Here is a 20081-nt window from a genome sequence, read left to right as displayed (position 1 = left end):
CAGCTCCGCTGACACCTTCTCCCTCAAGGGGAGAAGGGCTAAACCAGCGAAGGGGGCTGAAGGAGTTTCGATGGCCGCGTCCAAGTCCGTCCCCACCGCCCTCGCCCTTTCCCTGATCCTGTCGAGCTCGGCCTGGGCGCAAACGGCTCCGCCGCCGCCCACCGTCGATCTCGGTCCGGCGCCGGCCCAGGACGAGAGCGCCGTGGTCGCCGAGCTGACGATCATGGCCAAGCCGCCCGGTCCGGCCGTCTGGCTGGTCGAGAAGGACGGCGCGCGACTCTATATCCTGGGCTCGGCCCCGCCCCTGCCCCACCGGCTGAAATGGTCCAGCCCGCGCCTTGAGAAGGCGCTCGACAAGGCCAGCCTGGTGCTCGTGCCGCCGCAGGCCTCGGTGGGCGTGACCCAGCTCGCCGGCTTCGTGCTGCGGTTCGGCGCCGGCCTGCGCCAGCCGCTGGGCAAGTCGCTGGAAGACCAGCTTCCGCCCGACCTGAAGGCCCGCTTCGTGGAGTCTCGGACCCAGGCCCGCAAGGGCGCGGGCGAATACAAGAACTGGAAGCCCGCGGTGGCCGGGTTCCTGTTGCTGTCGGACTTCCGCCAGGCGGCGGGGCTCTCCGAAGCCAAGCCGATCAGCACGGTCGAGCGCATGGCCAAGGCCCGCAAGCTGAAGGTCAAGGCGGTCGGCCAGTACCGGATGAGCGCGGTGACGACGATCGCTTCCAAGCTCTCGGCCGAGGACCAGCTCTACTGCCTGCGCGTCGCCTTGGACGAGATCGCCTATGACGGGGCGCATTCCACGACGATCGGCCAGGACTGGGCCGAGGGCGATCTCGCGTCCGTCCGCGCCCGCTATCGCGCCAGCGCCGCCCAGCGCTGCCTGACACACGCGCCCGGCGGCGCGGCCCTGCTGGAGAAGGGTCTGGCCCTGACCACGGACGCCATGACCGAGGCGCTGAAGCGTCCCGGCGTCACCGTGGCGGTCGTGGATCTGGGCTTCCTGCTGCCCGCCAACGGCGTGCTCGACCGCCTGAAGGCGGGCGGCGCCACCATAACCTCCCCGGTCGAGTAGCGACGCCTTGACGGCCTCGCGCCGAAGCCGTCAGCCTGCGCTCGCTTTCCGGGGAGGGAGACCCGACATGAGAACGATGATCGCGGCTTGGGCTTTGGCTCTGCTGGCGGCCGGCGCGGCGCGCGCCGAGGTGGTCGACGCCCAGCCCAACGGCTTCGAGGTCAAGCACGAGGTGGTGGTGAACGCGCCGGCCGCCGCCGTCTGGGGCGTGCTGGTCCAGCCTTCGAAATGGTGGTCATCGGCCCATACCTGGTCTGGCTCGGCCGCCAACCTGTCGCTGGCCGCGGCGTCCGGCGGCTGCTTTTGCGAGCGTCTACCGAACGGTGGCTCGGTTCTGCACATGACCACGGTGAATGCCGCGCCGGGCCAGAAGCTGGTGCTGTTCGGCGCTCTGGGGCCACTCCAAACCTCGGGCGCGAGCGGCGCGCTGGCTTTCGCGCTGGCGGAAAAGGACGGCAAGACGACGGTGACCGTCACCTATGACGTCGGCGGCTATCTCAAGGGCGGCCTCGACAAGTGGGCCGGGCCCGTCGACGGCGTCATCGCCCAGCAGGTCGCGGGGCTCAAGGCGGCGGTCGAAGGGAAATAGGCCCCGCTCTCCCTCCGAAAGGGGCGAGGACGAACAGGGTGCGCCGACAGGTCGCGGCCGGAGCGCGTTAACCTCGCGTTGACCATACTCGCGCAGCTTTCGTTAACCATGCTAGACTTCGAGTCATGAGCAACGTCCGTCCCGCCGGCTGGCCCGTCGTTCCGTCGCAAACCCCGTCGGTCCCCGCCAAGACCGGCGCCTCGACGCGCGCGGCCTTCTTCCAGGCGGCCCTGACCGACGCCGCGCCGACCCGTCCGGCGGTCGCGCCCTCGACGGTGCAGCTGCAGACCCAGGCTCAGTCCCAGCAACGCGCGGCGCCGCAAAAGCCGTTCGTCCAGCCCGACGCCGAGCCGCGGAAGATCCTACGGCCCGGTTCGCTGTTGAATATCTTGGTCTAGAGCTAGAACGCCAACTCAGTGAGCCGCCCTCCTAGGCCTTGTGCCTAGGACCCATGGTCCCGCATGTCAGGCGATAGGGGCGACGCGATCGCGGGCGCCTTCCCATGGTCGGAGCTCAGCCAAACCATGGGTCCTCGCCACGAGGGCGAGGAAGGCGACGAGATGGAACGGGGGAGAAGGAGCCTAAGCCGCCTTCTTCGCGGCCTTGTCCTTCTTCACCTTCTTGTCCTTCTTCGGCTTGTCGGCCTTTTCGGCCTTGGCCTTCTTGGACTTGGGGGCGACCTCTTCCGGGTGCAGCTCGGCGCCGGCGACGTCGGCCAGCAGGTCGAGGAAGCCCTCGCGCTTGCTGGGCTTGAGCAAGGCCAGGATGCGGGCGTCGGCCATGGCCACCATCGGGCGGACGGCCTCCAGGGTCTCGCGGCCAGCTTCCGTCAAGCGCACGCTGTTGGCGCGAGCGTCCTCGCTCGACCTTTGACGCTCAAGATGGCCCTTGGTGATCATCCGGGCGACCATGTCGGCCAGGGTCGAGCGGTCGATGCCGGTGGCGCGGACCAGGGCCGTCTGGGTGACGCCCTCGTTCTCGGCCACGGCGGCCAGCACGGCGAACTGGCGCTGGGTCACTCCGGCCTGTCCGCACTCCTCGGCGTAGATGTCGAGGGCCAGTTGCAGGACCCGGTGCAGCAGATGGCTGGGCGAACGCTCCAGCAGGCCACCGACCGCTTTGTCGCCCTTGCTCTTCGCCATCTCGCGCCCCCACATCGCACGGCCTGATCGGCCGACGGACGAAGGCTAGCACCTTAACACGTCGATTTGACGACAACGGTCCGTGGACGGTTGAAACTAGAACCCGGCGTCCGGCGGCTCGGCGGCCGTGGGCTCGTCGCCCTTGGCCATGTGCTTCATCATAAAGGGGATCTGGGTCGCCACGAACACCAGGGCCAGCGGCAGCAACCCCAGGCGGAACTTCACCCAGGTGTCGGTGTCCTGGGTGTTGCGGACGATCTCGTTCAGCGCAGCGACCAGGGCGAAATAGCCGCCATAGCGCAGGGTCAAGGTCCGCCAGGCGGCGTCGGGCAGGTGCAGGGCCTCGCCCATCAGCAGCTTCAGCGGCTGGCGGCCGGTCAGCGTCCCGCCCAGCAGGAAGGCGGCCAGGGCCAGGTTGATCACCGTGACCTTGATCTTCACGAAGACGTCGGAGTGGAAGACGAGGCCCAGGGCCCCGAACACCAGGGCCATGCCGCCGAAGAACAGCGGCAGCAGGGCCAGGCGCCGCTCGACCGCGTAGCCAATCGCCAGGGCGGCGGCCGAGGCGGCCACCAGCACCCACGTCGCTTTCTGGAAGTCCTTGGTGACGAAATAGGCCACGCCAAAGGCAATGGCCGCGCCGTAGTCGACGACCGTCCGAACCCAGCCGGCGTTCTTCTTGGGGGCCTCGGGCGCCGCTTCGCTCACGGATCAGTCCTTCAGGCCAACGAGGGAGCGCGAGAAGGCGCGCGCGTTGAACGGTTGCAGGTCCTCGACCCCCTCGCCCACCCCGATCAGCTTGATCGGGCTGTCGGAGGCGCGAGCCACCGGCACCAGCACCCCGCCACGCGCGGTGCCGTCCAGCTTGGTCATGACAATTCCGGACACACCGACCTGGTTGCCGAAGATCTTCTCCTGGGCCAGGGCGTTGCGGCCCACGGTGGCGTCCAGGACCAGCAGGGTCTCGTGCGGATAGTCCGGATCGACCTTCTTCACGACACGGATGACCTTGAGCAGCTCGTCCATCAGGCCTTGCTTGTTCTGCAGGCGGCCGGCGGTGTCGATCAGCACGACGTCGTAGTGCTCGGCCTTGGCGCGCTCGACGGCCTCATAGGCCAGGCCCGCGGCGTCCGAGCCGGTGGGCTTGGACATGAAGTCAGCCCCGGCCCGGTCGGCCCAGACCTTCAGCTGCTCGACGGCGGCGGCGCGGAAGGTGTCGCCGGCGGCGATCAGCACGCGCGCGCCCTTCTCGGTCAGGTCGGCGGCGATCTTGCCCAGCGTGGTGGTCTTGCCCGAGCCATTGACGCCGATGAACAGCACCACATAGGGGCGAGGGCCGCTCAAGGGGTCGAAGTCGCCCTGACGGTCAGCCAGTTCGGCGGCGATCAACTCGGCCAGGGCTTCCTTGACCTCGTCGTCGGTCGACGACTTGCCGAAACGCGCCTTGCCGAAGGCGTCGGTGATACGGGCGGCGATCTCGGGGCCGAGATCGGCCTCGATCAGCATCTCTTCCAGGGCGTCCAGCTGTTCCTGGTCCAGAGGCTTCTTGGTGAAGACCCCGGTGACCTGCTCGGTCATCGCCTGGGACGACCGGGTCAGGCCGGACGTCAGGCGCTGGAACCAGCCTTTTTTCTGCTCGGGCTTGTCGCTCATCGCGCCCCTTTAGACGACCCGGCGAAAGTGTAAATCGGGATTTAACCGCGCACGGTTAGCGCGGGCGGTCCAGCCGTGCGATGGAAAGGGCATGGACGTGCAACTTGACCCTTTGGGAACAGCGCTTTTCTGGCTCGACTACGCCGCCGCGGCGGTTTTTGGGGCAACCGGCGCCCTCGCGGCGGCCCGGCGCAAGCACGACATCATCACCTTCGGATTTTTCGCCGCGATCACCGGGGTTGGCGGCGGGACGCTGCGCGACCTGCTGATCGGGGCGCCGGTGTTCTGGGTGCAGCGGCCGGGCTACATCGTCGCGTGCCTGGCCGCGGCCACCGTCGTCTGGCTGCTGGGCAAGCGCGGCTGGCGGTTCCGGGCTCTGCTGTGGCTGGACGCCCTGGGCATGGCCGCCTACGCCGTGGTTGGCACGGCCAAGGCCCTGGGGCTGGGCGTGCATCCGTTCAGCGCCGTGGTCATGGGGGTGCTGACCACCGCCTTTGGCGGCGTGATCCGCGACGTGCTGGCCGAGGAGCCGAACCTGCTGCTCCGCCGCGAGATCTACATCACCGCCGCCCTGCTGGGCGCCAGCGTCTTCGCGGCGCTGAAGCTGGCGGGCGTTGCTTTCTGGCCGGCGGGGATCGCCGGATTCGCCGCGGCGTTCGGCCTGCGGGCCTGCGCCATCAAGTTCGGCTGGAGCCTGCCGGGTTTCATGGGGGAAGACCGAGCGGACGGGCAGGACCAATCCTCCCCCTAGCGGGGGAGGTGGCGCGAAGCGCCGGTGGGGGAAGTTCTGCTAACCCTGCCTCTTCCCCCTCCGTTGTCTCTTCGAGCCGACACCTCCCCGCTAGGGGGAGGATTGGGGGTCACGTATCGAAATCCGGATGCTGGCGGCTCGCCACCGCCCCCGTCGGACCCATCGGCGGCCGGACTGGCATGTCCGCGAGATGCTCCATCCAGGCCGGCCGGTTCTCGACCGCGAGCTGAACCACCGGCGCCACGGCCGACGGATCATCGAAAGCGAAGACGGCCAGGTCGATCTTATCGGCGCTCCATTCGAAGGTCAGGGGCGTGCCGCAGGCCGCGCAGAAGCCGCGCCGGATCGTGTCCGAGCTCTGAAACGTGGCGCGCTGGCCCCGCGTCCAGGTCAGCTGGTCGACGGGAACCGTCACCAGCGCCCCGAACGGCCCGCCGAACGCCTTCTGGCACATGCGGCAGTGGCAGATGGAGGCTCGACCGGGCTCGCCTTCCACCCGGAACCGCACCGCGCCGCACTGGCAGCCGCCGCTCAAGCCCATGGTCCCTACCCCTTCGGCGTCAGCCGGAATGTCACCTTGTAGCCGTCGTGGTCCGACAGCACCGGCTCGGACGCGCCGTCGAACGTGGCCTCGACCGCGACGGGCGTCACCGTGACACGCTCGCCGTCCAGGAACCCGATCAGGTCCTGGGTGTCCAGCCACGGCGCGTCGCCGTCATAGGAGATCTGGGTGGCGCAGGCGCCTGGGCGGTGGTGGCACCAGCGGCTGACCACCTCGAACGGGTAGTCGGCCATCACGTGATTGAAGCGCTCGGGCGAGTGCATGACGTTGAAGTCCCCGCCAACCAGCAGCGGCGCGCCGGGCGTGCGGTCCTCCCGCATGAAACCCTTCAGCTCGTCGGCCTGCAGGCGATGGGCCTGGGTGGCCCGCCGGCGCGGCACCCCGGAGGCGCCCTTGGAATTCAGATGAGTGTCGGCGACCTCGACCGGCGTCGGCAAACCGGCGACGTCCAGGCTGACCAGCATGACGCCCTTGTTGGCCAGGCAGTCCAGGCCCGCGCAGTAATGGTAGGCGTGCGACTTGACCCAGTTGATCGGGTGGTCGCTCAGCACCCACAGGCCGCTGGAGCCCCACTTGCCCAAGCCCTCGCCCTTGCGGCGGTATTTCACGCGCCGGAAGTCGGGCTCTCGCCCCCGCAACATGTTCGGATCGCGCTGGCCCTTGTTGGGTCCCCGAGCGACATAGGGGTAGCCGCTCTCATCGATCAGGTCCCAGACCTCGGAGCGAAAGCCTTCCTGGATCAGGACGACATCGGGTTGGCGGCCGGCCGCGCGCATGGCCGCCAGCTCGCGACCGATCGCCTTCAACGCCTTGCCGCGCCCTGTTCGAACCGGCCAGGGCAGGCCCTCGACGTTGTAGGTCATGACGCTGAACGTGACCGGGGGCGGCGTTTCGGCGCGCGCCGGGGCCAGCGTCGTCAAGGCGAGCGCCAAGGCCGCGGCGAGGGTCCGCCGGATCAGTTGGCCAGCTCCGCGATCACGCGCGCGCCGTCATGGCCGGTGACCTTGAAGGCGACGATCCGGCCGGCCGGGGCCTCGCCCTCGAAGCGGATTTCGGTGAAGTCCTCGGCCCGCGCCAAACCCTCGCGCTCGACGAGACCCGACAGGACGCGGCCGACCTGACGCTCAAGATGGCGCTCCAGGCCCCGCTGACCGGCTTCGCGCAGGCGGCGGGCGCGGTCCTTGACCAGCGGGCCCTTCACCGGCGGCATCCGCGCGGCCGGCGTGCCGGGGCGCGGGCTGTAGGGGAAGACGTGCAGGAAGGCCAGATCCGCTTCCTCGACCAGGCGCAGGGTGTTCTCGAACGCCGCGTCGCTCTCGGTCGGGAAGCCGGCGATCAGGTCGGCGCCGAAGGCGGTGTCGGGGCGCACGCGGCGCACCTCCGCCACCAGCTTCAGGGCGTCCTCACGGCTATGACGGCGCTTCATGCGCTTGAGGATCATGTTGTCGCCGGCCTGTAGCGACAGGTGCAGGTAGGGCATCAGGCGCGGTTCGGCCTCGAGCAGGGCGAAGAGGTCGGGGTCGATCTCGGCCGCGTCGATCGACGAAAGTCGAAGCCTGGGCAGGTCCGGGACCATGCGCAGGATGCGGCCGACCAGTTGGCCCAGGGTCGGCTGCTCGGGCAGGTCCGCGCCCCACGACGTGACGTCGACGCCGGTCAGCACCACTTCCTGATAGCCCTCGGCGGCCAGCTTGCGGACTTGCTCGACCACTTCGGCGGCGGGGGCCGAACGCGAGTTCCCGCGGCCATAGGGGATGATGCAGAAGGTGCAGCGGTGGTCGCAGCCGTTCTGGACCTCGACATAGGCTCGGGCGCGGTCCTTGAGGCCGTCGATCAGGTGACCGGCGGTCTCCTTGACCGACATGATGTCGTTGACCCGCACGCGGCCGGTCTCCAGCAGCGCGCCGGGCGCGGCCTTCTCGGCGTTGCCGAGCACGAGGTCGACCTCGGGCATGGCGGCGAAGGCGGCCGGATCGACCTGGGCGGCGCAGCCGGTGACGATGACCCTGGCACCAGGCCGCTCGCGGCGGGCCTTGCGGATCGCCTGGCGGGCCTGGCGCACGGCCTCGTTCGTGACCGCGCAGGTGTTGAACACCACCGCGTCGGTGACGCCGTCGGCGGCGGCGCGGGCGCGGATGGCCTCGCTCTCATAGGCGTTCAGCCGGCAGCCGAAGGTGACGACCTGGACGCCATCCGGGCCGGAGGAAACGACGGCGGGACCGCCCTCCTCCCCGACTTCCGGCCTGTCTTGGGGAAGAGGGGGCTTGGGCGTCGCCTTGATGACGGTGTAGGTCGCCATGGCTTTAAGCGGCGACCGCCTCGGGCAGCTTGCCGGCGAAGTCCATGCTGACCGGGCCGGTCATGATCACGTGGCCGTCGCTCTCGCGCCATTCGATGGTGAGCGCCCCGCTCTCGAACTCGACCTTGGCCTTGCGGTCGGTCAGGCCCCGGCGGACGGCGGCGACCTGGGCGGCGCAGGCGCCGGTGCCGCAGGCGGCGGTCAGGCCCGCGCCCCGCTCCCAGACCTTCAGGCGGATGTGGTCGCGGCTCTCGACGTGGGCGAAGCCGACATTGACGCCCTCCGGGAACAGCGGGTGGTGCTCGACCAGGCTGCCGGTCTTCGCGGCGAACTCATCGGTGACGGGCGCGTCGACGAAGAAGACGACGTGCGGATTGCCCATCGAGACGCAAACCGGCGTGTGGACCCACGGGGCGTCGATCGGGCCGACCTGCAGCTCGACGCGGGCGGTGTCCATTTGCTCGGCCAGCGGGATCTGGCTCCACTCGAGGCGCGGCGGCCCCATGTCGACCGTGACCAGCTTTTCGCCGGCGGCGACGCCCGACAGGCGCCCGGCGACGGTGTCGAAGGCCACCTCGGTCTTGCCGGCCGACTGCATCAGCAGCCACGCCACGCAGCGCGTGCCGTTGCCGCAGGCGCCGGTCTCCTCGCCGTCGGAATTCCAGAACCGCACATAGGCCGACGCGCCCTCGGCCTTGGGCGGGTCGATGGCGATGACCTGGTCGCAGCCGATCCCACCATTCTTCCCTTCGGAATCTGGCCGTTTGGCGATCGCGCGGATCTCCTCGGGGGTCGGCTCGAAGCTCTGGGTCAGGGTCTGGACCACGACGAAGTCATTGCCCAGGCCGTTCATCTTCAGGAACGTGCGGCTCATGGCGGGGCTATATAGTGGAAAGTCACGTGAAATGCACCGCGACGATCGGCGCGTCGGAGAGATAATGGGCCAGACCGAACAGACCGATCTTCGCCTCCGCGCCCGCCTAAGAGCGCTTTATCATGGCTCCTCCCCCACGGCGGTGCGATTCCGCTACGCGATCATTCTGATCGACCTGTCGATCATCGCCTTCTTCATCGCCGCGCCGCTGATGCAGCGCCAAGGCCTGACCTTCTATCTCGTCGACTACGGGGTCGCCGCCTTTCTGAGCTTGGACCTCGCCGCCCGCGCGCTCGCCCACGGGGATCTCAAATCGTGGGTGAGGAAGCCGATCGTCTGGGTGGATCTGTTCGTGCTCGCGACGCTGCTGTTCCCCGCCTGGCTGTTCAATCTGGGCTTCCTGCGCGTCGTTCGCCTGTGGACGCTGATTCACAGCGAGTTCTTCTGGCGCACGATCGGGCGACGCTACGACGACACGAGGGTGGAGAGCGTCACGCGCGCGGCCGCCTCGCTGCTGACCTTCGTGTTCGTGGTCACCGGGTTCGTCTACAGCAGTTTCGTCGGCCGCCATGACGGCATCGATGGCTATGTCGACGCGCTGTATTTCACCGTCACCAGCCTGACGACCACGGGCTACGGCGACGTGACGCTGCCCGGCGTCTGGGGGAAGTTGCTGTCCATGGCGGTGATGTTGGGCGGGGTGTCACTGTTCATCGGCCTGATCCAATCCATCCTGCGCCCGCACAAGGTGGTCCATCCCTGTCCCGACTGCGGCCTTCGCCGGCACGAGCCCGACGCGGTTCACTGCAAGGCCTGCGGCAGGATGTTGAACATTCCCGACGACGGGGTGTGATCGTTCGGAGCAGGGCGCTGGCGCGGCGAGATATTTGCGCTACCGTCCCGCGCCATGATCCTGCTCCGCGCCTGCTCCGCGATCGCCTTGGCCGCGATCGTGTCCTCCGTCCCGGCTACCGCGGCCTTCGCGCAAGACATCGACCCTCACCTGGCCCTGGAAGGCGTCGAAACGCCCTCGTCGCTGGCCTGGGTGAAGGCCCAGAACGACAAGACCCTGCCGACCCTGTCGGCCGATCCCCGCTTCGCCGGACTTCAGGCGGACGCCCTGACGATCCTGTCCAGCAAGGACCGGATCGCCATGCCGAACTTCATCGGCAAGACGGTCTTCAACTTCTGGCAGGACCAGACCCACGTGCGCGGCGTCTGGCGGCGGACGAGCCTCGACTCCTACAAGTCGGCCAATCCCCAATGGGAGACGGTGATCGATCTGGACGCCCTGGCCGCCGCCGAGGGCAAGAACTGGATCTGGAAGGGCGCCGACTGCCGCCCCAAGACCCATGACCGGTGCCTGGTCAACCTGTCCAACGGCGGCAAGGACGCCGTCACGGTCCGCGAGTTCGACCTGACCACCAAGACCTTCGTCGATCCGTCGGCCGGCGGCTTCGTCCTGCCCGAGAGCAAGCAGACGATCGAGTGGCTGGACGCCGACACCCTGATCCTGACCCGCGACTGGGGTCCGGGCACGACCACCGACAGCGGGTACGGCTTCGTGATCAAGACGCTGAAGCGCGGCCAGGCGCTGGATCAGGCGGTCGAGGTCTATCGCGGCCAGAAAACGGATGTGTCGGCGCGTCCGAACGTGCTGCGCGACGCCGCCGGGAACCGCGTGGTCCTGCTGACCCGCGCCACCGACTTCTTCCATGACGAGACCTATCTGTGGGATGGCCAGGCCGCTCACCTTCTTCCGATCCCGCGAAAGGTCGGCGTGCGGGGCCTGATCGGCGGCAAGCTCGTTTTGAAGATCGAGGAGCCCTGGACGCCGAAGGGCCTGGCGACCCCGCTCACCTATCCGGCTGGCGCGCTGGTCGCCGTATCGCCCGACAAGCTTTTGCCAGCCCAGAAGCGCAAACCCGGCGAAGAGATCGTCATCAGCAACGACTGCGACCCCTGCCAGCTCTTGGCGCCCGGCCCGCGCCAGTCGATCGACCAGGTGGCCGTGACCGACCACCGCGTGCTGGCCGTTGTCTATGACAATGTGCGCGGCAGCCTCGTCAGCCTGCGGCTGCGCGGCGAGTTCGGGGTCACGTCGCAACCGCTGCCGGTCATCGACAACGCCGCCGTCTCGCTGGGCTCGCATTCCGACGAGGGCGACGACGTCTTTTATACGGTCGAGGGCTTCCTGACGCCGACGGAGCTGAAGCTGGCCGACGCCACCGGGACCACCGCCGAGACGGTCAAGGCCCTGCCCGCTCAGTTCGACGCCAAGGACCTGGTCGTCGAACAAAAGTCGGCGACGTCGAAGGATGGCGTGGCCATCCCCTATTTCCTGGTTCACCGGAAGGACTGGAAGCTCGACGGCCAGAACCCAACCCTTCTGCACGCCTATGGCGGCTTCAACCTGTCCAAGCTGCCGGTCTACGACCCGCTGGTCGGCAAGCTGTGGCTCGAACGCGGCGGCGCCTACGCCGTGGCCAACATCCGGGGAGGCGGCGAGTTCGGCCCGGCCTGGCATGAGGCGGCGCTCAAGGCCAACCGCCAGCGCGCCTATGACGACTATTTCGCGGTCGCCGAGAGCCTGATCGCCAGCAAGGCGACCTCTCCCCGCCATCTGGGCGCCTATGGCCGCTCGAACGGCGGTCTCCTGATGGGCGTGGCGATGACCCAGCGCCCGGACCTGTGGAACGCGGTGGTGGTCGAAAGCCCCCTACTCGACATGATCCGCTACACGGTGCTGCCCGCCGGCGCCTCGTGGATCGGCGAATATGGCGACCCCGCCATCCCGGCCGAGCGCGCCTGGATCGAGACGTACAGCCCGTATCAGAACCTGAAGGCGGGCGTGAAATACCCGCTGGCCTACATCACGACCTCGACCAAGGACGACCGCGTCCATCCGGGCCACGCCCGCAAGTTCGCCGCGCGCCTGGACGACCTGAAGGTCGACCACCTCTATTTCGAGAACACCGACGGCGGCCACGCCAACGGCGCCGACCCCAAGGCCAACGCCCGCCGCTGGGCCCTTCACTACACCTACCTGTCCCGTCAGTTGATGGATCACTAGATGAAGCGTCTTGTTCTCGCCCTCCTTGCTTCCACGAGCTTTATGACCCTCACTCCCGCGACCGCCGCTGACAGCGCCAAGCCCCCCGAGGCCCGCACGCCGCTTTCCGAACTCGGCAAGGACGATCCCTATCTGTGGATGGAGGAGATCGAGGGGACGCGCGCCCTCGACTGGGCCAAGGCTCAGAACACGCGCAGCCTCGCCGTGCTTCAGGGCGATCCCCGCTACGCCGATCTCGAGGCCAAGGCCCTGGCGATCCAGAACGCCAAGGACCGCGTGCCGGGCGTCTCGTTCGCCGGCGACGGGTCGTTGCGCAACTTCTGGCAGGACGCCGACCACGTGCGCGGCCTGTGGCGCAAGACCACGCTGGACAGCTACCGCGCCGCGGAGCCGGCTTGGGAGACGATCCTCGACATCGACGCCCTCGCCAAGGCCGAGAACGCCAATTGGGTTTTCAAGGGCGCCAGCTGCATCCCGCCGGAGGAAACCCGCTGCCTGGTCGCCCTGTCGAACGGCGGCAAGGACGCCGTGACCGTGCGTGAGTTCGACACCACGACCAAGAGCTTCGTTCCGGGCGGCTTCGTCCTGCCCGAGGGCAAGCAGAACTACACCTGGTTGGACAAGGACACGCTGCTGGTCGCCCGCGAGTGGGCCCCGGGCGAGCTGACCGACTCCGGCTACGCCTATGTCCTGAAGACCCTGAAGCGCGGCCAAACCCTGGACCGGGCGGTCGAGCTGTTCCGCGGCCAGAAGACCGACGTCTCGGTCAGCCCGTTCGTGCTGCGCGACGCCGACGGGAAGGTCGTGGCGGTCATGGCCAACCGGGGGGTCAGCTTCTTCGAGAGCGAGACCTACCTTCTGGACGGCGCCAAGTCCGTGAAGCTGGACCTGCCGCTGAAGAGCTCGATCCAGGGCTATGTCGACGGCCAGATGGTCGTGCTGATGGAGCAAGACTGGCCGGCCAAGGGCTTCAAGACCGGCGACCTGATCAGCTTCGACCTGGCCAAGCTGAAGGCCGCGCCCGACAAGGCGACCGCCGTGCTGGTGATGCGCCCCACCGCGCGTCAGTCGGTGGAGTCGGTCAACGCCACGCGGAACAAGCTGGTCGTCGGCCTGCTGGACAACGTCAAGGGCGCGGCCCTTGTCTTCACCCACGGCGCCCAGGGCTGGACCTCCAGGAAGCTGGACCTGCCGGCCAACTCCAGTATTGGCCTGGGTTCGGCGTCGGACAAGGACGACCGGATCTTCATCACCGTCACCGGCTTTCTGACCCCGACGACCTACTGGCTCGCCGACGCCGCCACCGGCGCGCTGGAGCGGGTCAAGGCCTCGCCCGCGCGGTTCGACGCCGCCGCCCACGTGGTCGAGCAGTTCGAGGCGACCTCGTCCGACGGCGTGAAGATTCCCTACTTCGTCGTCCGTCCGAAGGGCGCGACGTATGATGGCCAAGCCCCCACCCTGCTCTACGCCTATGGCGGCTTCCAGGTGCCGCTGGTCCCCGGCTATTCGGGCGTGATGGGCAAGCTTTGGCTGGAGCGCGGCGGGACCTATGTGATCGCCAACATTCGCGGCGGCGGCGAGTTCGGCCCGGCCTGGCACGAGGCGGGCCTGAAGGCCAACCGCCAGAAGGTCTATGACGACTTCTTCGCCGTCTCCCAGGACTTGATCGCCCGCAAGATCACCTCGCCGCGGCGTTTGGGCATCATGGGCGGCAGCAACGGCGGCCTCCTGATGGGCGTCGCCCTCACCCAGCGGCCCGAGCTCTACAACGCCGTCGTGGTGGCGGTGCCGCTGTTCGACATGATCCGCTACAGCCAGATCGGGGCCGGCGCCTCGTGGGTCGGCGAATATGGCGACCCGGCCATCCCGTCCGAGCGGGCGGTGATCGCCAAGTACGACCCGTACTCCAACCTGAAGGCCGGGCGGAAATATCCCGAGGTCTTCATCGAGACCTCGACCAAGGACGACCGCGTCCATCCCGCCCACGCCCGCAAGGCGGCCGCGCGGCTGATGGAGCTGGGCTATCCGGTGCTCTACTACGAGAACATGGACGGCGGCCACGCCGCCAGCGCCAACCTGGCCGAGACGGCTCGGCGACAGGCGCTGGAGTACGTGTATCTGACCCGCCGGCTGATGGATTGATCAGGCTCTAGTGGATGGCGTTGATCCGGATCGCCGCCGGATCAACGCGACCGGCGAACCAGGCCCGGGTCCAGCCATATTTCAGCTCGCCCTCGCGGAAGGCGAATCGGTCGAGGTGCCTGGCCACCACGTCTTCAAGGCGGGTCAGGCCTTCCAGGTCGGCGGCCTCGAGCGTGATGTCGAGCCCGTCGACGTGGGCGGTCATGCGGCAGGTCCCAAGCGGCAGCGGGAACAGGGCCGAGGTCTCGTCGTAACGGACCTCGAACTTGTGGCTCCAGTGCTTGGCCAGTTGGGTCATGTAGCGGGCCGCCTTGTCGGTGGCGACGCGGGCGTGGCTTTCCATGCGCGCGCCTCCCCTCAGATCGACTCGATGGCGGTCGCGGCGTCGTCCAGGGCCTTGGCGACGGCGGTGATCTGCTCGGCCGTCAGCTGGCCGCCGTGCAGCTTGAGGCGCAGCGCCGTCTTCAGGTTCTCGCGAGCCCGCAGGATCTGCGGTGAGAAGGCCGCGCTGGCGGACGCCGCCTCGGCCATGCGCTCGAACAGCGAGCGGACCGGCGCGTCGTTGCTGGCCAGGAAGGCCTCGCCCTCGGGCGTGATCGTATAGAGCTTCTTGCCGCCGCCGGCGTCGCTGGCGGTGACGTAGCCTAGCTCTTCCAAGAGGGTCAGGGTCGGATAGACCACGCCCGGGCTGGGGCTGTAGGCGCCGCCGGCCGCGGCCTCGATGGCCTTGATCAGCTCATAGCCATGGCTGGGCTTCTCGGCGATCAGCTTCAGGACCACGAAGCGCAGGTCGCCGTGATCGAAGAAGCGGCCCATGCGCCCGCCTCGGCCCCGGCCGGGGTGACCGCCGTGGAACCCGAAGGGGTGACGGCCGTGGTGCTCGTCGCCATGACCGTCCCAGCGGCCGCGGTGGTGATGATGATGTCTTCCAAACATGTCGATTTCGACTCCATTTCGTTATATCGAAAATCTAGATATATCGAAACTATCGCACGTCAAGAGGCATTTTAGATATATCTGATTATGTCGGGATAACGGTAACCGAGCCGTCACTCCCTGGAAAAGCCACCCTCGCCCACCGAGATAAGGTCCGACTGCGACCTCAGAGCCGCACTTTCCGCGCAATCTGCGCAAAAGAAGACCCGAGTATACGGAAATGAACGCTCTAATCTTGATACGGACGAGAGCGTCAATAGATGGGGGCTTCGGAACTAGGAGTACACGCGTGAGCGACCACGACCACAGCGCGCGCCGCCAGGCGTCTGGGCGGCGCTTTCCCGTCGCCGGAATCGCCGTGGCCGCTGGCCTGCTGGCCGTCGCCTCCAGCGCGCGCGCCGAGGAACAGCCGACCGGCGTGGCGCCGGCCAACGATCCGATCGAGGGCTTCAACCGCGGCGCCTTCAAGCTGGGCATGGGCCTGGACAAGGTGCTTCTGGCGCCGATCGCTCACGGCTACATCGCCATCACGCCCAAGCCGGTCCGCGACCGGGTCAGCTCGGCCGTCTACAATCTGGGCGAGCCCAACACCGTCATCAACCAGGTGCTGCAAGGCAAGCCCAAGCGCGCCATGCGGGCCACCACGCGGTTCGTCGTCAACTCGACCGTCGGCGTGCTGGGCCTGTTCGACGTGGCCGCCAAGATGAACCTGCCGCGCCGCGACTCCGACTTTGGCCAGACCTTCGGCTACTACGGCGCGGGCCCCGGGGCCTATATCTACGTGCCGCTGATGGGCCCGCTGAATGTTCGCGACGGCATTGGTCGGGCGCTCGACATCGCCACCGATCCGGTCGGAGCCGTGGCGGGCGGCGTCGGCACCGACTTTGGCAAGGCGCGCCTGGGCGTCACCATCCTGGATGTCCGCGCCTCGGCCGATCCGGCGTTCCACGCGTTGAAGGACTCGTCGGACCCCTATGTCACGGTCCGTTCGGCCTACGGCCAGTACCGCGAAGCCTTCATCCGGCAGGCCACTGGCGAGGCCGAGGATCTGCCCGATTTCGACGCGCCGCCTCCGGACGCTTCCGCGCCGGCGGCGACGTCCAATCCCTAAGCGACTTGGTATGAACATGAACCTTTTCACCAACCGGCGCGGCGCCAACGCCGCGCTTTTGGCTTTCCTCGGCGCCGCCGCGATCGGCGCGCCCGCCATGGCCCAGCAAGCCCGCGACCCGGGCGCCGAGGCCTTCGTGCAGTCCAAGGCCCAGCGCGTCATCTCGGTGCTGGCCAACAAGGGCATGAGCGACGCCCAGAAGAAGCAGGTCTTCCATCAGGCGGTGGACGAGCTGGCCGACGTGCCGCGCATCACCAACTTCGTGCTGGGCAAGTACGCCCGCACGATCACGCCCGATCAACGCGCCCGCTTCACGCCGGCGTTCCGGACCTATGCCGAGAACGTCTACCAGGACCGCATCGACGACTATAAGGGCGAGGTCCTGAAGGTCACCGGCTCGGTCGTGCGCAAGCCCGGCGACGTGATCGTCAACACCACCATCTCGGGCGGCCAGATCAGCCAGCCGCTGCCGGTCGCCTGGCGCGTGCTGGGCGGCGGCCAGACCTGGAAGGTCGTCGACGTGCAGTTCAAGGGCGTCTGGCTGGCGATCACCCAGCAGCAGGACTTCGTCTCGACGATCGATAACGCCGGCGGCAACATCGACGTGCTGATCAACCAACTTCAAAAGGGGCAGGCCGCCAAGGGTCGCTAGGCGACACGGGGCGTCCGAGGACGGATAAGACATGGCGTTGCGCGAACAGTGGGCCGAGACGGCCATGGGCGTGGTGGTCCTGGCTCTGGCCGGCGGCTTCCTGACCTATTCCCTGAGCGTGGGAGGCGTTTCGACCAAGCGCGGGAACTACGAGATCAGCGCCAAGTTCGGCGAGGCCGGCTCGCTGGCGGCCGGCGCGGCGGTCAGCGTGGCGGGCGTCAAGGTCGGCACGGTCTCGCAGGTCACGCTCGAGCCCAAGACCTATCTGGCGGTCGCCAAGCTCAGCATCGATCCGACCGTCAAGCTGCCGGCCGACTCGACCGCCAAGATCACCAGCGACGGCCTACTGGGCGGCGCCCACATCGCCATCGCCCCGGGGGCCTCGCTGGAGGACCTCAAGCCCGGCGGCGAGATCGAGAACACGCAAGGCGCCGTCGATATCTTCGGCCTGATCGGCTCGGTGATCCGGCCGCAGGGCGGCGGCTCCTCCGGCGCGGCCGGCGAAGCCGCGCCCGCGCCGTCGGCCTCGCAACCGGCCGAGAGCTACTGAGATGACCGCCGGCGAGGCGGCCCGGAAGGTCGCCGTCAATCCCATCCAAGCGCTGGGTCGCTCGACCCTGGCCGCCGTCCGCATGGTCGGGTCGGTCGGCGTATTCGCCGCGCGCGGAACGGCGGCGGCGCTAAGCCCGCCGTGGTTTCCGGGCCAGCTGCTCCGCCAGTTCATGGCGATCGGCTTCTTCTCGCTGCCCGTCGTCGGCCTGACCGCCGTCTTCACCGGCGCGGCGCTGGCCCTGAACATCTTCACCGGCGGCGGCCGCTTCAACGCCGAGCAGGTGATGCCGCAGATCGTCGCCCTGGGGATCACGCGCGAGCTCGGGCCGGTCCTGGCCGCCCTGATGCTGGCCGGCCGTGTCTCGGCCGCGATCGCCGCCGAGATCGGCGCCATGCGCGCGACCGAGCAGATCGACGCCATGCGCACCCTGTCGACGGACCCCTTCCGCTACCTGGTCGGGCCCCGCCTGCTGGCCGGCGTGCTGATGCTGCCCCTGTTGACCGCCGTGGCCGACACCATCGGCGTCGCGGGCGGCTGGCTGGTGGCCACGCGCGTGCTGGACTTCAGCCCGACCGTCTACATCCGCAACACCATCGACTTCCTCGAGAGCTGGGACATCGTCTCGGGCCTGATCAAGGCCGCCGTGTTCGGGTTCATCGTGGCGCTGATGGGCTGCTACCACGGCTACAACGCCTCGGGCGGGGCGCGCGGCGTCGGCCGCGCCACGACCCACGCGGTCGTGTCGTCGGCGATCCTGATCTTCGCGTCCGACTACCTCCTGACCACCTTCTTCACCCATATGTCATGACGCAGATCCCGAAACTGGCCTGGAAGGGCGTCACCAAGCGCTTCGGCGACCGGGCGGTCCTGGATGGCCTCGACCTGTCGGTCGCGCCCGGCCGCTCGCTGGTGATCATCGGCGGCTCGGGACAGGGCAAGTCGGTGACGATCAAGACCGCGCTCGGCCTGATGCGGCCCGAGGCCGGCCAGATCGAACTGGACGGCGAGAACATCGTCGGCCTGTCGGAAAGCCAGCGCCGCAAGCTCTTCTCGCGGATCGGCGTGCTGTTCCAGGGCGCGGCGCTGTTCGACAGCCTGAGCGTCTGGGAGAACGTCGCCTTCCGCCTGCTCAACGCCGACGGCGTGCCGCGCAAGCAGGCGCGGGAGCGGGCGATCGACGCGCTGGAGCAGGTGCGCCTGGATCCCGCCGTGGCCGATCGCTTCCCGTCGGAGCTGTCGGGCGGCATGCAGAAGCGGGCGGGCCTGGCCCGCGCCGTGGTCGCCCAGCCCGAGATCCTGTTCTTCGACGAGCCGACCACGGGCCTTGATCCGATCACGGCGGCGGCGATCAACCAGCTGATCTCCGACCAGGTGCGTCGCCTGGGCTCCACCGCCGTGTCGATCACCCACGACCTGGCCTCGGCCCAGACCATCGGCGACGAGATCGCCATGCTGCACGGCGGCAAGATCGTCTGGCGCGGCCCGGCGGCGGACCTGCACGTGACCGACAACCCCTATGTCCGCCAGTTCGTCGAAGGGCGGCCAGACGGCCCCATCGCCCACGCGGTCTGATCGCGCGAGCGCTCAGGCGGCCTCGCGCAGGGTGTCGGCCAGCAGGCGGCCCTCCACCGAGCGGCTGGAGCCCGCGCGCCAGGCCACCACGATCTCCCGGCTGGGATGCTCGGTGGCCAGGGGCCGGACGGTGACGGCCGCCTTGTCGGTCAGGCCCGCCTGCACCGCCATGGCCGGCAGGAACGAGACGCCCAGGCCCGAGCCGATCATCTGCACCAGGGTGGGCAGGGAGGTCGCCGCGAAGCTCTCTTCGTCGCCGGCGCCCCCATTTCCGTACCGGGAGGGAGGCTCGAGGCCGCAGGCGGCCAGGGCGTGGTCGCGCAGGCAGTGACCATCCTCCAGTAGGATCAGGTCGTCGCCCCGCAGGCTGTCCGGATCGACCCGGATCGAGGCGGCCATGGGATGGTTGGCGGGCGCGGCCGCCAGAAGCTCGTCGTCCTCGACGTGAGCCCAGTCCAGGCCGCTCATGTCGTAGGGTAGGGCGATCAGGGCCGCGTCGAGCGAACCGGCTTTCAGGGCCGCGATCAGTCGCTGGGTCAGGTCCTCGCGCAGGAACAGCTTCAGCTTCGGGAAGCGGTCGCGCAGGACGGGCAGGGCGCGGGGCAGCAGATAGGGGGCGACGGTCGGGATCACGCCTAGGCGGAACCGCCCCGCTAGCGGCTGTCCCGCGCCGCGCGCCGCCTGCACCAGATCCTCGGCTCTCGCGAGAATGTCCTCGGCCCGGCGCACGGCCTCCTGGCCGGCGGCGGTCAGGATCACGCCCGAGCGCGCCCGGTCGACGACCGGCGCGCCCAGGATCTTCTCCAGCTCCTGGATGCCGGCCGACAGGGTCGGTTGCGTGACGTGAGCGTTTTCAGCGGCGCGACTGAACGAGCCGTGCTCGGACAGCAGTTTCAGATATTGCAGTTGGCGCAGGGTCGGCAGCATGACCGACATATAGGCTCTATCTATCAAGAATCCAAAAACTATCGATTGGATAACTTTGGTGCGCGAGCGTACCAAGACGTCATGGCGAAAGCCCTCGGGTGTCTCCCCCCCCCCCCCAGCCCGAAGCGCCCGCCTTGGTCCCGGTCCGCCAACCACCCCCTCGGGCGGACCGGGACGCC

22 protein-coding genes are annotated in these 20081 nt (G+C 68.5%); 12 read left to right on the top strand and 10 right to left on the bottom strand.

From position 1 onward, the window contains the following. The first annotated feature begins 70 nt into the window (after positions 1 to 70). From J2728_RS14770 to J2728_RS14760, 3 genes are all read left to right on the top strand, one after another. Positions 71 to 1066 (top strand): TraB/GumN family protein, encoded by a 996-nt coding sequence (locus J2728_RS14770; protein WP_310000294.1) that lies wholly within the window; start codon positions 71 to 73, stop codon positions 1064 to 1066. Between the two features lie 67 nt (positions 1067 to 1133). Next, on the top strand, positions 1134 to 1655 hold the full coding sequence (locus J2728_RS14765) for an SRPBCC family protein (protein WP_310000293.1): 522 nt from the start codon (positions 1134 to 1136) through the stop codon (positions 1653 to 1655). 125 nt (positions 1656 to 1780) lie between these two features. Further along, positions 1781 to 2053 carry a hypothetical protein gene (locus J2728_RS14760; RefSeq protein ID WP_310000291.1) on the top strand — a complete coding sequence of 91 codons (273 nt, stop codon included), beginning with the start codon at positions 1781 to 1783 and terminating at the stop codon, positions 2051 to 2053. A gap of 183 nt (positions 2054 to 2236) precedes the next feature. Here the strand turns inward: J2728_RS14760 and J2728_RS14755 are convergent, their stop codons facing one another. From J2728_RS14755 to ftsY, 3 genes are all read right to left on the bottom strand, one after another. After that, on the bottom strand, positions 2237 to 2797 hold the full coding sequence (locus tag J2728_RS14755) for a MarR family winged helix-turn-helix transcriptional regulator (protein ID WP_310000289.1): 561 nt from the start codon (positions 2795 to 2797) through the stop codon (positions 2237 to 2239). 96 nt (positions 2798 to 2893) lie between these two features. Next, positions 2894 to 3505 carry an inner membrane-spanning protein YciB gene (locus tag J2728_RS14750; RefSeq protein ID WP_310000287.1) on the bottom strand — a complete coding sequence of 204 codons (612 nt, stop codon included), beginning with the start codon at positions 3503 to 3505 and terminating at the stop codon, positions 2894 to 2896. 3 nt (positions 3506 to 3508) lie between these two features. Further along, the gene (gene ftsY / locus J2728_RS14745; RefSeq protein ID WP_310000285.1) at positions 3509 to 4450 is read right to left on the bottom strand and encodes a signal recognition particle-docking protein FtsY; all 942 of its coding nucleotides are present in this window, start codon (positions 4448 to 4450) and stop codon (positions 3509 to 3511) included. Between the two features lie 91 nt (positions 4451 to 4541). Here ftsY and J2728_RS14740 point away from each other — a divergent pair, with 91 nt between their 5' ends. Further along, a complete protein-coding gene (locus tag J2728_RS14740) occupies positions 4542 to 5201 on the top strand; it encodes a trimeric intracellular cation channel family protein (protein ID WP_310000282.1) in 660 nt (219 codons plus the stop codon). 109 nt (positions 5202 to 5310) lie between these two features. Here the strand turns inward: J2728_RS14740 and J2728_RS14735 are convergent, their stop codons facing one another. The 4 genes from J2728_RS14735 to dapF are packed head-to-tail and all read right to left on the bottom strand — an operon-like array spanning position 5311 to position 8936. Beyond that, positions 5311 to 5742: a GFA family protein gene (locus J2728_RS14735; RefSeq protein WP_310000280.1), complete on the bottom strand. Its 432-nt coding sequence runs from the start codon at positions 5740 to 5742 to the stop codon at positions 5311 to 5313. Between the two features lie 5 nt (positions 5743 to 5747). Then, positions 5748 to 6683, bottom strand: coding sequence for an endonuclease/exonuclease/phosphatase family protein (locus tag J2728_RS14730; protein WP_310000278.1), 936 nt, complete (start codon positions 6681 to 6683; stop codon positions 5748 to 5750). Positions 6684 to 6718: 35 nt separating this feature from the next. Then, positions 6719 to 8062, bottom strand: a complete 1344-nt coding sequence (mtaB, locus tag J2728_RS14725; protein ID WP_310000276.1) for a tRNA (N(6)-L-threonylcarbamoyladenosine(37)-C(2))-methylthiotransferase MtaB — start codon at positions 8060 to 8062, stop codon at positions 6719 to 6721. Between the two features lie 4 nt (positions 8063 to 8066). Then, a complete protein-coding gene (dapF, locus tag J2728_RS14720) occupies positions 8067 to 8936 on the bottom strand; it encodes a diaminopimelate epimerase (RefSeq protein ID WP_310000275.1) in 870 nt (289 codons plus the stop codon). Between the two features lie 64 nt (positions 8937 to 9000). Here dapF and J2728_RS14715 point away from each other — a divergent pair, with 64 nt between their 5' ends. From J2728_RS14715 to J2728_RS14705, 3 genes are read left to right on the top strand one after another with little or no spacing between them, the layout of a single operon-like run. After that, complete coding sequence (locus J2728_RS14715; protein ID WP_310000273.1) at positions 9001 to 9789, top strand: potassium channel family protein; 789 nt, start codon at positions 9001 to 9003, stop codon at positions 9787 to 9789. A gap of 54 nt (positions 9790 to 9843) precedes the next feature. After that, positions 9844 to 12009 (top strand): prolyl oligopeptidase family serine peptidase, encoded by a 2166-nt coding sequence (locus J2728_RS14710; protein ID WP_310000272.1) that lies wholly within the window; start codon positions 9844 to 9846, stop codon positions 12007 to 12009. Next, on the top strand, positions 12010 to 14151 hold the full coding sequence (locus J2728_RS14705; RefSeq protein WP_310000271.1) for a prolyl oligopeptidase family serine peptidase: 2142 nt from the start codon (positions 12010 to 12012) through the stop codon (positions 14149 to 14151). Positions 14152 to 14158: 7 nt separating this feature from the next. On the opposite strand, the gene J2728_RS14700 is transcribed toward J2728_RS14705, so the two are convergent. Both J2728_RS14700 and J2728_RS14695 read right to left on the bottom strand, forming a co-directional pair. Beyond that, complete coding sequence (locus J2728_RS14700) at positions 14159 to 14494, bottom strand: DUF2218 domain-containing protein (protein ID WP_310000269.1); 336 nt, start codon at positions 14492 to 14494, stop codon at positions 14159 to 14161. A gap of 14 nt (positions 14495 to 14508) precedes the next feature. Beyond that, a complete protein-coding gene (locus J2728_RS14695) occupies positions 14509 to 15087 on the bottom strand; it encodes a PadR family transcriptional regulator (protein WP_310000267.1) in 579 nt (192 codons plus the stop codon). Between the two features lie 289 nt (positions 15088 to 15376). Between J2728_RS14695 and J2728_RS14690 the strand changes: the two genes are divergently transcribed. Genes J2728_RS14690 through J2728_RS14670 form a run of 5 tightly spaced genes read left to right on the top strand, consistent with a single transcriptional unit; the run spans position 15377 to position 18975 of the window. Then, positions 15377 to 16198 carry an MlaA family lipoprotein gene (locus tag J2728_RS14690; RefSeq protein ID WP_310000265.1) on the top strand — a complete coding sequence of 274 codons (822 nt, stop codon included), beginning with the start codon at positions 15377 to 15379 and terminating at the stop codon, positions 16196 to 16198. Between the two features lie 10 nt (positions 16199 to 16208). Further along, complete coding sequence (locus J2728_RS14685) at positions 16209 to 16850, top strand: MlaC/ttg2D family ABC transporter substrate-binding protein (RefSeq protein WP_310000264.1); 642 nt, start codon at positions 16209 to 16211, stop codon at positions 16848 to 16850. Between the two features lie 31 nt (positions 16851 to 16881). After that, positions 16882 to 17400 (top strand): outer membrane lipid asymmetry maintenance protein MlaD, encoded by a 519-nt coding sequence (gene mlaD, locus J2728_RS14680; protein WP_310000263.1) that lies wholly within the window; start codon positions 16882 to 16884, stop codon positions 17398 to 17400. 1 nt (position 17401) lies between these two features. After that, a complete protein-coding gene (locus J2728_RS14675) occupies positions 17402 to 18211 on the top strand; it encodes an MlaE family ABC transporter permease (RefSeq protein WP_310000261.1) in 810 nt (269 codons plus the stop codon). Further along, positions 18208 to 18975, top strand: a complete 768-nt coding sequence (locus J2728_RS14670) for an ABC transporter ATP-binding protein (protein WP_310000258.1) — start codon at positions 18208 to 18210, stop codon at positions 18973 to 18975. Before J2728_RS14675 ends, J2728_RS14670 begins: the two co-directional genes overlap by 4 nt. Positions 18976 to 18987: 12 nt before the next feature. Here the strand turns inward: J2728_RS14670 and J2728_RS14665 are convergent, their stop codons facing one another. Next, positions 18988 to 19911 carry a hydrogen peroxide-inducible genes activator gene (locus J2728_RS14665; RefSeq protein WP_310000256.1) on the bottom strand — a complete coding sequence of 308 codons (924 nt, stop codon included), beginning with the start codon at positions 19909 to 19911 and terminating at the stop codon, positions 18988 to 18990. Positions 19912 to 20081: the final 170 nt, after the last annotated feature.

Source organism: Caulobacter segnis (assembly GCF_031454995.1).
GTDB lineage: Bacteria > Pseudomonadota > Alphaproteobacteria > Caulobacterales > Caulobacteraceae > Caulobacter > Caulobacter segnis_E.
This window is presented reverse-complemented; position numbering and strand designations above follow the sequence as displayed.